The organism is Paragemmobacter amnigenus (genome assembly GCF_009908265.2).
Lineage (GTDB): Bacteria > Pseudomonadota > Alphaproteobacteria > Rhodobacterales > Rhodobacteraceae > Paragemmobacter > Paragemmobacter amnigenus.
Window position 1 is genome coordinate 1 of the sequence record NZ_JAAATX020000021.1, and the last position, 11,352, is coordinate 11,352.

At 66.9% G+C, this 11,352-nt stretch carries 9 protein-coding genes and 1 pseudogene; 2 read left to right on the forward strand and 8 right to left on the reverse strand.

What is annotated here, in order from left to right:
* Nucleotides 1–42 precede the first annotated feature (42 nt).
* Entirely contained in the window at nucleotides 43–2,436 is a 2,394-nt protein-coding gene (locus GU927_RS20155) for a ligase-associated DNA damage response DEXH box helicase (RefSeq protein ID WP_161764202.1), read from the forward strand.
* A 40-nt stretch (nucleotides 2,437–2,476) separates the two neighbouring features.
* A complete protein-coding gene (gene pdeM / locus GU927_RS20160) occupies nucleotides 2,477–3,118 on the forward strand; it encodes a ligase-associated DNA damage response endonuclease PdeM (RefSeq protein ID WP_161764203.1) in 642 nt (213 codons plus the stop codon).
* A gap of 131 nt (nucleotides 3,119–3,249) precedes the next feature.
* On the opposite strand, the gene folD is transcribed toward pdeM, so the two are convergent.
* The 8 genes and pseudogenes from folD to GU927_RS20200 form a co-directional block, all read right to left on the reverse strand.
* Nucleotides 3,250–4,140, reverse strand: a complete 891-nt coding sequence (folD, locus tag GU927_RS20165; RefSeq protein ID WP_161764204.1) for a bifunctional methylenetetrahydrofolate dehydrogenase/methenyltetrahydrofolate cyclohydrolase FolD — start codon at nucleotides 4,138–4,140, stop codon at nucleotides 3,250–3,252.
* Between the two features lie 21 nt (nucleotides 4,141–4,161).
* A complete protein-coding gene (locus GU927_RS20170; protein ID WP_161764205.1) occupies nucleotides 4,162–5,040 on the reverse strand; it encodes a bifunctional 5,10-methylenetetrahydrofolate dehydrogenase/5,10-methenyltetrahydrofolate cyclohydrolase in 879 nt (292 codons plus the stop codon).
* A 36-nt stretch (nucleotides 5,041–5,076) separates the two neighbouring features.
* Nucleotides 5,077–5,373 carry a chorismate mutase gene (locus tag GU927_RS20175; protein WP_161764206.1) on the reverse strand — a complete coding sequence of 99 codons (297 nt, stop codon included), beginning with the start codon at nucleotides 5,371–5,373 and terminating at the stop codon, nucleotides 5,077–5,079.
* A gap of 69 nt (nucleotides 5,374–5,442) precedes the next feature.
* The gene (locus GU927_RS20180) at nucleotides 5,443–7,119 is read right to left on the reverse strand and encodes a formate--tetrahydrofolate ligase (protein ID WP_161764207.1); all 1,677 of its coding nucleotides are present in this window, start codon (nucleotides 7,117–7,119) and stop codon (nucleotides 5,443–5,445) included.
* A 180-nt stretch (nucleotides 7,120–7,299) separates the two neighbouring features.
* Entirely contained in the window at nucleotides 7,300–7,899 is a 600-nt protein-coding gene (locus tag GU927_RS20185; RefSeq protein ID WP_161764208.1) for an MOSC domain-containing protein, read from the reverse strand.
* Nucleotides 7,899–8,609 carry a methyltransferase domain-containing protein gene (locus tag GU927_RS20190; protein WP_232489291.1) on the reverse strand — a complete coding sequence of 237 codons (711 nt, stop codon included), beginning with the start codon at nucleotides 8,607–8,609 and terminating at the stop codon, nucleotides 7,899–7,901. The genes GU927_RS20185 and GU927_RS20190 overlap by 1 nt, the downstream gene beginning before the upstream one ends.
* A gap of 63 nt (nucleotides 8,610–8,672) precedes the next feature.
* The gene (gene ftsH, locus GU927_RS20195; RefSeq protein ID WP_161764210.1) at nucleotides 8,673–10,583 is read right to left on the reverse strand and encodes an ATP-dependent zinc metalloprotease FtsH; all 1,911 of its coding nucleotides are present in this window, start codon (nucleotides 10,581–10,583) and stop codon (nucleotides 8,673–8,675) included.
* An 81-nt stretch (nucleotides 10,584–10,664) separates the two neighbouring features.
* A pseudogene (locus tag GU927_RS20200) lies at nucleotides 10,665–11,352 on the reverse strand (tRNA lysidine(34) synthetase TilS); the annotation flags it as partial.

An 11,352-nucleotide genomic window follows, 5' to 3' on the forward strand; every position in this document is an offset into this window, starting at 1 on the left:
CACACCCTTCCCCCCCCCCGCCCCGCGCCCTACCTTCCCCCCATGCACCTCCCCTCCCCCCTCTCCGACTGGCTCGCGGCCAAGGGCTGGACCCTCCACCCCCACCAGCAAGACATGCTGGCCCGCGCCGCCGCCCCCGCCACCCTGCTCATCGCCCCCACCGGCGGCGGCAAGACGCTGGCAGGCTTCCTCCCCACCCTCGCCGAACTGGGCACAAACCCGGCCCCCGGCCTCCACACCCTCTACATCTCGCCGCTCAAGGCCCTCACCGCCGACATCCGCCGCAACCTGCGCACCCCCGTCGAAGGCGCCGCCCTCCCCATCCGGATCGAGGATCGCACCGGCGACACCTCCTACACCCAGCGCCGCCGCCAACGCGCCGACCCGCCCCACATCCTGCTGACGACACCGGAATCCCTCGCCCTCCTCCTCTCCTACGAAGACGCGCCCCGAATTTTTGCGTCCCTCCAAAGGGTTGTGATCGACGAACTCCACGCACTGGCCGAATCCAAACGCGGCGACCAGCTCATGCTGCTGCTCTCGCGCCTCGAAACCCTCGCGCCGAACCTCCGCCGCGTCGGCCTCTCCGCCACCGTCGAAGACCCGCCCGCGCTGGCCCGCTACCTCTCCCCCACCGCCTGCAACATCCTGCAGGCCGACCCCGGCCCCGACCCCGACATCGCCATGCTGGAAACCGAAACGCCCCCCCCGTGGAGCGGGGGCGGCGGCCGCTACGGCATGCGCGCGATCCTCGATCAGGTCCGCCGCCACCGCACAACCCTCATCTTCCACAACACCCGCGCGCAGGCGGAACTCTTCTTTCACGACCTCTGGCTACAGAACGACGAAGGGCTGCCCATCGGCATCCATCACGGCTCCCTCGCCCGCGAACAGCGCGAAAGGGTCGAGGCCGCGATGACCGAAGGCCGCCTCCGCGCCGTGGTCTGCACAGGCTCGCTCGACCTCGGGATCGACTGGGGCGATGTGGACCTCGTGATACAGGTCGGCGCGCCGAAGAACGTCAAACGCCTCGTGCAAAGGATCGGCCGCGCCAACCACCGCTACAACGCCCCGTCCAAGGCATTGATATTGCCCGCAAACCGCTTCGAAGTGGTCGAATGCCGCGCCGCCCTCGACGCCGTCCGCGACCATGACTTGGACGGCGAACCCCGCGGCCCCGGCCCGCGCGACGTGCTCTGCCAGCACATCCTGATGACCGCCGCCTCCGGCCCCTTCGACGCTAACGATCTGTTCACCGAAGTTAAGCGCACCGGCCCCTACGCCACCCTCACCCGCCCCGAATTCGACGCCTGCCTCGACTTCTGCGCCACGGGTGGCTACGCGCTCCGCGCCTATGACAAGTGGCAGAGACTCTTGGAAAAAAACGGCAAATGGCAGCTCCGCGACCCCCGCACCGCCGCCGTGATCCGCCAGAACCTCGGCACCATCATCGACACCGAAACCCTTAAGGTCCGCCTCAAGAACCGCTTCGGCGGCACCCCGCTGGGAGAGGTCGAGGAAGGCTTCGCCTCCACCCTCACCCCCGGCGACACCTTCCTGATCGGCGGCGAGATCGTCCGGTATGAGTCCTTGCGCGAAATGACCGTCGAAGTCACCCGCCAGCCGGGACGAGACCCGAAAGTGGCCACCTTCAACGGCACCAAATTCGCCACCTCCACCCTGCTGACGCAACGGATCCTCGAAATCTTCCAGGCAGATAGCTGGCCCGACCTCCCCGCGCACACCGCCCAATGGCTCGCCCTGCAACGCGAGGTGTCCCGCCTGCCAAGCCCTGACCGCCTGCTGGTGGAATCCTTCCCCCATGACGGACGCGAACACCTTTGCATCTACGGCTTCGCGGGCCGAAACGCGATGCAGACCCTCGCCCTTCTGGTCACGAAAGTCATGGAAGATCAGGGCCTTGCCCCCCTCGGCTTCACCGCCACCGATTACGCCACCCTCATCTGGGGCCTCGACCCCGTCACCGACGCCACACCCCTTTTCGACCTCGAACGCCTCCGCCAAGGGCTTGAAACATGGCTCGGCGGCAATGCCGTGATGAAACGCACCTTCCGCGCCACCGCCATCATCGCGGGCCTCATCGAACGCTCCCACCAGGGCCGTAGGAAAACAGGCCGACAGGCCACCTTCTCCTCCGACATCCTCTACGACACGCTCCGCAAATACGACCCCGACCACCTGCTGCTGCAAGTCACGCGGGAAGAGGCCGAACGCGGCCTCGTCGATTTCTCCCGCATCGAAGACATGCTCGCCCGCGTCGGCAACCGCATCGACCTGATCCGCCTGCCCCGCGTCACGCCCCTTGCCGCCCCCCTCTTCCTCGAACCGAACAAGATCCCCATCCACGGCACGGGCCGCGACCGCATGGTCGAAGACGCGGCCCGCAGGCTGATGGAGGAAGCAGGCCTCGCCTGACACCTTGCACCCCCTGCCCGACAGGGGCTAACCACGCCCCATGCACCACGCCTTCACCCTTGCCGGCGAAACCCTCCACGCGCTCCCCTCCGGCGCGCTGCACTGGCCCGCGCGATCGCTCCTCTGCGTCTCCGACCTGCATTTCGGCAAATCCGAACGCCTCGCCCGCCGCGGCGGGTCGCTCCTGCCGCCCTATGAAACACGGGCCACGCTGGAAAAACTGGAAGCCGACATCGACCGCACCGCCCCCGCCCACGTAATCTGCCTTGGCGACAGCTTCGACGACCTCGCCGCCGCCGACGGGCTGGAGGAAGCGGCTCGCCTCCGCCTTGCCCGCCTGATGGCGGGGCGCGACTGGACATGGATCGAAGGCAACCACGACGCAGGCCCGGTAGAGATCGGCGGCACCCACCGCGCCACCGTGACCTTTGGCCCGCTGACCTTCCGCCACATCGCGGACCCGTCGCAAAGCGCCGAGATTTCAGGCCATTACCACCCCAAGGCCCGCATCAAGGGCACCGCCCGCCCCTGCTTCCTGCTGGATGCAGCGCGCCTGATCCTGCCCGCCTACGGCACCTATACGGGCGGCCTGCCGACCCACGACACCGCCCTGCAATCCCTGATGACCAAAGGCGCGCTGGCGATCCTGACCGGTCCCCGCGCGATCCCGATCCCGTTCTGAAACCCCGTCCCGGGCTTGACCCGGGACCTCCGCCAAAAAAGAGGCCCCGGGTCAAGCCCGGGGCGCGTCGTCCGCCGTAGGGCGGGGTTCACCCCGCCACCGGTCGCCAAAGGCGGGGTGAACCCCGCGCCTTACGCCGTCAGCCCCTCGGGCTCGGCCAGCCCGTTGGCGCGGCAGCAGGCCGTCAGCGTATTGGCCAGCAGGCAGGCAATCGTCATCGGCCCCACGCCGCCCGGCACCGGCGTGATGGCCCCGGCAACGGCGGCGGCGCTGTCGTAATCCACGTCGCCCACCAGCTTTGCCTTGCCGTCCCGCTCGATCCGGTTGATGCCGACGTCGATCACCGTCGCCCCCGGCTTCACCATGTCGCCCGTGATCATCTCCGGCCGCCCGACAGCCGCCACCAGAATATCCGCCCGCCGACACACCTCGGCCAGATCCTTGGTCCGCGAATGCGCGATCGTCACCGTGCAGCTGTCGCCCAGCAACAACTGCGCCATCGGCTTGCCCACGATGTTCGACCGCCCCACGACCACCGCATTCAGCCCCGCGAGCTTGCCATGATGATCCCGCAGCATCATCAGACAGCCCAGCGGCGTGCAGGGCACCATCGACTTCTGCCCCGTCCCCAACAGACCGACGTTCGAGATATGGAACCCGTCCACATCCTTCGCCGGGTCGATCCGGTTGATCACCAGCTCCGAATTCAGATGTCCCGGCAGCGGCAGTTGCACCAAAATCCCGTGCACCGCCGGATCGCCGTTCAGCCGGTCGATCAGCGCCAGCAACTCCGCCTCCGACGTCTCGGCCGGCAGACGGTGCTCGAAACTTTCCATCCCCACCTCGATGGTCGAGGCGTGCTTGTTGCGCACATAGACCTTGGACGCCGGATCCTCGCCCACCAGCACCACCGCCAGACCCGGCGTGATCCCGTTCTGCTCCTTCAGACGCGCCACATGCGCCGCGACCTGCGCCCGCACATTGGCGGCAAAGGCCTTTCCGTCGATCACCTTGGCAACCATGTCTCTGTCCCCTTTGTTTTCTTACACCGCCGCGGCAAAGGCCGCGCGGTAATGGTCCTTCTGCATCCGCGTCGCCAGAACGGCGTTCCTCATCAGGACCGCCACCGTCACCGGCCCCACGCCACCGGGCACAGGCGTGATCCACCCCGCCACCTCGGCGCAGCTAGCGTAATCGGCATCGCCCACCGTCCGCCCCTCGACCCGGTTGATCCCGATGTCGATCAGCGCCGCCCCGGGTTTCAGCATGTTCCCCGTCACCAGCCCGGGCTTGCCCACAGCCACGAAGACCGCATCCGCCGCGCGGGAATGCACCGCCACCTGCCGCGTCATGTGGTGGCAGACCGTCACCGTCGCCCCCAGCCCCATCATCAGGAATGCGATGGGCTTTCCCACGATCTCGGAATGGCCGATCACGCAGACGTCCAGCCCTTCCATCTTCAACGGCAGGCTCTTCAATATCTCCACCGCCGCGACCGCCGTGCAGGGGCCCAGCGTCAGGTCGTTATAGACGATGTTCCCGATGCTTGACGGATGCATCCCCTCCACATCCTTGATCGGATGCACGGCCTTCTGCAGCGCCTTGACGGGGATATGCGCAGGCAGTGGCCGCTGGATGATGATCCCGTTCACCCGCGGGTCCGCGTTCAGCCCCGCCAGAACGCCGGTCAACTGCTCCAGCGAGATGTCGGAGGGGTAATTCCTCGCCTCGAAGGCCACGCCCGCCGCCTCGGCCTGCTTCTGCTGGTTGCGGACATAGAGTTCCGCCGCCGCCACGTCGCCCACCGAAATAGACACCAGCCGCGGCGCCCATCCTGCGGCCTCCAGTTCACCGGCCTCGGCCCGTATCTCGGCCATCATCCGCGCTGAAATGGCCTTGCCGTCGATCACCGTGGCCGTCATCCGCCCTCGTCCTTCCGAACCGTCAGGGCCGCAGGATCAGCCCTTCCGCAAATGGTCTTCCTCGCGCTCGATCGACCAGTCGATCAGCTTGCGCCACAGCTTTTCCAGCTTGTCCGGCGGCAACCCGTGGGCTGCCGCATGACGCCGCACATTGGCCACGACCTGCTCCACCCGGTCGTCGATCCGCGCGGGCAGGCCGACCTTTTCCTTGATCGCCGCCGCCCGGTCGATATAGGCGGTCCGCTCCGCGAACATCGCCACCAGCGCCTCGTCCAGCCGGTCGATCTCGGCCCGGATATCGGCCATCGTCGTGCAGTCTTGCGGCCTCTTCATGCCTCGCCCCCTCTCAGGATGGCACCCATGTAAGGGCGCCAACCCGAAAGGGCAACGTGACAGATCGCTTTAGAACAGGCCCTCGACATGGCCCTGATCGTTCAGTCGGATCACTTCCGCGCTCGGCACCTTGGGCAGGCCCGGCATCGTCATGATCTCGCCGCAGATCGCGACGATGAAGCCCGCACCCGCCGACAGGCGCACTTCGCGCACCGGCACCGAATGGCCCGTGGGCGCACCGCGCACCGACGGATCGGTGGTGAAGGAATACTGGGTCTTGGCCACGCAGATCGGCAGGTTGCCGTAACCGGCCGCTTCCCACGCCTTCAGCTGGTCGCGGATCGACTTGTCCGCAATCACCTCGTCCGCGTGATAGATGCGCTTGGCGATGGTCTCCAGCTTCTGGAACAGCGGCATTTCATCGGGATAGAGCGGCGCGAAATTCGCAGCCCCCGATTCCGCCAGTTGCACCACCTTATGCGCCAGATCCTCGATACCGGCCGAGCCATTCGCCCAGTGCTTGCACAGGATCGCTTCCGCGCCCTGCTCGGCCACATAGGCCTTCACCGCGGCCACCTCGGCATCGGTGTCGCTGTAGAAGTGGTTGATCGCCACCACCACCGGCACGCCGAAGGATTTGACGTTGGCGATATGGCGGCCAAGGTTCGGGCAGCCCTTCTTGACGGCCTCGACATTCTCGGCCCCCAGATCGGCCTTGGCCACGCCGCCGTTCATCTTCATCGCGCGGACCGTGGCCACGATCACCGCCGCCGACGGCTTCAGCCCGGCCTTGCGGCACTTGATGTCAAAGAACTTCTCGGCACCCAGATCGGCCCCGAAACCGGCTTCGGTCACGACATATTCACCCAGCTTCAGCGCGGTCTTGGTGGCAATCACCGAGTTGCAGCCGTGCGCGATATTGGCAAACGGGCCGCCATGCACGAAGGCCGGATTGTTCTCCAGCGTCTGCACGAGGTTCGGCTGCATCGCGTCCTTCAGCAGCACGGTCATCGCGCCGTCGGCCTTGATGTCGCGGCAATAGACCGGCTTCTTGTCGCGGGTATAGGCGACGACGATATCCCCCAGACGCTTTTGCAGGTCTTCCAGATCATTCGACAGGCACAGGATCGCCATGACTTCCGAGGCGACGGTGATGTCGAAACCGGTCTGGCGCGGGAAGCCGTTGGCAACGCCACCCAGCGACACGACGATATCGCGCAGCGCGCGGTCGTTCATGTCCATCACGCGGCGCCACGACACGCGGCGCTCGTCGATGTCCAGCGTGTTGCCCCAGTAGATGTGGTTGTCGATCATCGCCGACAGCAGGTTGTGCGCCGAGGTGATCGCGTGGAAGTCGCCGGTGAAGTGAAGGTTCATCTCCTCCATCGGGACGACCTGCGCGTAACCGCCGCCGGCCGCGCCCCCCTTCATCCCGAAGTTCGGGCCAAGCGACGCTTCGCGGATGCAGATCACGGCCTTCTTGCCGATGCGGTTCAGACCGTCGCCCAGACCGACCGTCGTCGTGGTCTTGCCCTCGCCCGCAGGGGTCGGGTTGATCGCGGTGACGAGGATCAGCTTGCCGTCCTTCTTGCCCGCCAGCGACTTGATGAAGTCCTGGCTCACCTTCGCCTTGTCATGGCCGTAGGGCAGCAGGTGCTCGGACGGAATGCCCAGCTTCGCGCCGATCTCCATGATCGGCTTCTTCTTGGCTTCGCGTGCAATCTCGATGTCGGTTTTGAAGGCCATGTCCCGTCTCCCGTTGCGGGGTAATCCCCCGTTTACGACGTGATAGCGGGGTAAACGGCCAATGAGAGTGGCTTTTCCGACATTTTCGCCCCCATATTCGCCACCGTGCGTTTCCGATCGGAAACCGACAGGCGCAAAGCGGGAATTTTCTGATGGGAAACAAATTTTCCACTCAGGGAATCAGTTTCGCCGCGCCGCCTCGAGATATGCCCAGACGGGCTGGTCGGGCACATGCAGCCGGATCGCCTCGCCCAGCCGGAAGGTGCCCTCGCGCTCCACCCATGCGGTGATGCCACGGCGTCCCTGCGCGGCGGCCTTGAACTTTGCGCCAAACCCCGGATGGCGCGCCTCGATGGGCCGCGCGGGCAACTGGCAGGGGCGGTTTTCCAGATCGACGACCAGCGTCGCCCCCCCTTCGGCCTGCAAGCGGCTCGACGGCGGCAGGTGGCTGAAATCCGGAATCCCCTCCACCACCATCGTCGCGCCGACCAGCGCGGGGTCCAACCGTTCCATCCCCATCTTCGCCGCGATCGCCGCCAGATCCTCGGCCGCCAGCACCGAAAACTGCCGCGTGTTGCGGATCGTGGTCCCCTTCGGATACTGCGCCACCACGCGGCTGCAGGATGGCCGCACCAGCCCGCCATGCGCCTCGCCCTCGGGCCCCGCGAATGTGGCGACCAGCCGCTCCACCGCCTGCGACTCCAGCGCCGCGTCGCGGTCGCGCACAAGGCCCAGCCAGACGATGCGCCCCACATGGCCGGTCGGTTTCAGAACAGGCATCAGACCCTCAGCGTGAAGAACACCCGCCGGAACGGGAACAGGACCGCGCCATCCTCGCCCGCCGGATAGGCCGCCGCAAGCGCCTCTTCATAGGCCGCGACGAAGCGCGCGGCCTCCGCCTCCGTCAGGCGTTCCAGAAAGGGCCGCATCGCGGTGCTTTCGGTAAAGCGCCGCACCGGATGGCCCGCCCCCGCAGGCTCCAGTCGCTGCACATAGTCCGTCTCCCACGCCTCCACCGCGCCAAGCCGCGACAGCATGGCCTGATACTCCGCCGCAGTCGCCACCGGCGCCTGCCAACCTGCATAATCGAACCGTTCGGGAAACATCGCCGCCGCGATATCGCGCAGGAAACGGTGGGACGGCGCGAAGAACTGCCGCGGCATCTGCACGGCCAGCATGCCCCCCGCTGCCAGCATCCCCGCCAGCCGCGGCATCAGCGCCCCGTGATCGCCCAGCCAGTGCAGCGCCGCATTGGAAAAGACCAGCGCGACCCCTTCGGCGCGCCAGTCCCCGATATCGGCGCAGACCGTCGCATCATAGCCCCGCGCCTGCGCCAGCATCGCGGGCGAGGAATCGACCCCCACCAGCCGCCGCCCCGGATACCGCGCGCGCAAGGGCCCCGCCACCGCCCCGTCACCGCAGCCCAGATCGACCACATCCCCCGCAGGCAGCCCGTCCACCTGCGCCAGAAGGTCCAGCGCGGGCCGCAAACGAAGACCCCGGAACCGTGCATAGGTCCCGGGGTCCCAATCTTTCCGTCCGCCGGCCAAGGGTCAGACCACCGGCTCGGGCTCCGGCCCGGCCTTGGGTGCCTTGGGCTTGGTCTTGGGGATTGCCGCAATCGACGTGGTCCCGCCGCCCGACGCGGGTTTGTCCGCGTCGTCATCGCCCCCCAGCGACTCGCCCGCGATCACCTTGCGGATCTCGTCACCCGTCAGCGTCTCGTATTCCAAGAGACCCTTCGCCAGCCGCTCGAAGTCATCCGCCTTCTCGATCAGGATACGGCGCGCCGTCTCATAGCCTTCATCGATCAGCTTCTTCACCTCGTCCTCGATCAGCTCCTTGGTATGCGCGGAAACCGAGAATCCGGCCGTGTTGCCCTGATAGCCCTCATGCGCCTCGGCATAGTCGATATTGCCGACCTTGTCCGACATGCCCCAGCGCATCACCATCGCGCGGGCCAGCGACGACGCCTGCTGGATATCCCCCGCAGGACCCGACGACACGCCCTCCTCGCCATATTTGATGATCTCGGCGGCCTTGCCCGCCATCGTCATGGCGATCTTCTGCTTGCCCTCGTCCTTGTGCATGTTCAGCCGGTCCATTTCCGGCAGCGACACCACCATCCCCAGCGCACCGCCGCGCGGGATGATCGTGGCCTTATAGACCGGATCGCATTTCGGCATGTTCATGCCCACGATGGCGTGCCCGGCCTCGTGATAGGCGGTCTTTTCCTTCTGGTCGGGCGTCAGCACCATGGACCGACGCTCCGCCCCCATCATCACCTTGTCCTTAGCGTTCTCGAAGTCCTCCATGGTGACGAACCGCCGCCCCACGCGCGCCGCCATCAGCGCCGCCTCGTTCACAAGGTTCATCAGGTCCGCACCCGAAAATCCGGGCGTCCCCCGCGCGATGGTGCGCAGGTCCACATCCGGCCCCAGCGGCACCTTGCGGGCATGCACGCCCAGAATCTTCTCGCGCCCCTTGATATCGGGGTTCGGCACATGGATCTGGCGGTCGAAACGACCGGGCCGCAGCAGCGCGGGGTCCAGCACATCCTTGCGGTTGGTGGCGGCGACGATGATCACACCCTCGTTCGCCTCGAACCCGTCCATCTCCACCAGCAACTGGTTCAGCGTCTGCTCGCGCTCGTCATTCCCGCCGCCGATGCCCACGCCACGCGCACGGCCCACGGCGTCGATCTCGTCGATGAAGACGATGCAGGGCGCGTTCTTCTTGGCCTGCTCGAACATGTCGCGCACGCGGCTTGCGCCCACACCCACGAACATCTCGACAAAGTCGGAACCCGAGATGGTGAAGAACGGCACCCCCGCCTCGCCCGCGATCGCGCGCGCCAGCAGCGTCTTACCGGTACCGGGCGGGCCCACCAGCAGCGCCCCCTTCGGGATCTTGCCGCCAAGACGGGAAAACTTCTGCGGGTTGCGCAGGAATTCCACGATCTCTTCCAGCTCTTCCTTGGCCTCGTCGATGCCCGCCACGTCGTCAAACGTCACGCGGCCGTGCTTTTCCGTCAACAGCTTCGCCCGCGACTTGCCAAAGCCCATGGCACCGCCACGCCCGCCGCCCTGCATCCGGTTCATGAAGAATATCCAGACCCCGATCAACACGAGGAACGGCAGCCAGATGCCCAGCACCGACAGGAAACCCGACTGCTCCTGCGCCTCGGCCTTCACCTCCACGCCCTTGGCAATCAACCGCTCGGTCAGGGTTTCGCCATCGGGCTTGATCGTCACATATTGCGACCCGTCCCGCGCCCGTACCACAACGCGCTCGCCATCCAGCGTGACACTCTGCACCTCGCCGCTGTCGACGCGGGCGATGAAATCCGAATAGGACAGCGTCCGCGACGACATCGTCGACTGGTTTCCGCTGAACAGATTGAACAGGGCGAGGATCAGCAGAAATAGTACGACCCAGAATGCGATGTTCCGCGCGTTGCCCACGAAGTCTCTCCTCATACCGCCGCAAGACCAGAAAACGGCCAGCGACCCGTTGCCTTTAAGATAGAGATAAAGCCCCCGGGTTCAATGCGATAAAGCTGCCGCAGAGAGCACACCTTCGGGTGGGGTGCACTCGGCCCGCCATTCCGCGCCAAAGCCTGCAAGCGGTGCCGCCACCACCTCGCCCCCGCGCCACAGGGAAACCGACGCGACCAGACTGGTGCGCGGCATCCCCGCCCCCCGCCAGTCAGGGCAGAGCGCAAGCCCCTTCTCCCCCAGCGCGCGCAGGGTCAAACCCTTGGAATCCGGACCCGAAACCCGCCAGCGCCCGTCCCAGACGCCGCCAGCCGGACACTCGACCCCCGCCACGGCCCGCAATTCCCGCGTCAGGCGCAGCCGCCCGCCCGCGACCGTCAGCCGCACACCGGCCAGCGTGGCCGCACGGCCCCCCGCCATCGCCGCCAGAAACCGCTCCAGCTCGGCCCCCCTTGGGCCATATTCCGCCGAACCGATCCACATCAGGGCGGCCAGCACCAGCCGCCGCGCGATCTCGGCAGGCAGCCCCGCCAGACCCGCCCCGTCAAGGATCACGTCGCCCCTGTCAATCCGCGCCACCCGCGCCGCCGCCTCGGCCGTGGCCGCCTCCAGCGCCGCGCGCACCTCGGCCATCCGCGCGGCCAGCGCGGCGATCTCGCCCGCACCCACCCCCGCCCCCTCCAGCGCGGCCACAGCCGCCCGCGCCCGCACACGGGCAAAGCGCGCATCGCCGTTC

Excerpts from the sequence above, each read along its gene's own strand:
- GU927_RS20185 (WP_161764208.1), bottom strand. The coding sequence starts at position 7,899 with ATGCCTGTTCTGAAACCGACCGGCCATGTGGGGCGCATCGTCTGGCTG.
- GU927_RS20175 (WP_161764206.1), bottom strand. The coding sequence starts at position 5,373 with ATGAAGAGGCCGCAAGACTGCACGACGATGGCCGATATCCGGGCCGAG.
- pdeM (WP_161764203.1), top strand. The coding sequence starts at position 2,477 with ATGCACCACGCCTTCACCCTTGCCGGCGAAACCCTCCACGCGCTCCCC.
- GU927_RS20180 (WP_161764207.1), bottom strand. The coding sequence starts at position 7,119 with ATGGCCTTCAAAACCGACATCGAGATTGCACGCGAAGCCAAGAAGAAG.
- GU927_RS20170 (WP_161764205.1), bottom strand. The coding sequence starts at position 5,040 with ATGACGGCCACGGTGATCGACGGCAAGGCCATTTCAGCGCGGATGATG.
- folD (WP_161764204.1), bottom strand. The coding sequence starts at position 4,140 with ATGGTTGCCAAGGTGATCGACGGAAAGGCCTTTGCCGCCAATGTGCGG.
- GU927_RS20155 (WP_161764202.1), top strand. The coding sequence starts at position 43 with ATGCACCTCCCCTCCCCCCTCTCCGACTGGCTCGCGGCCAAGGGCTGG.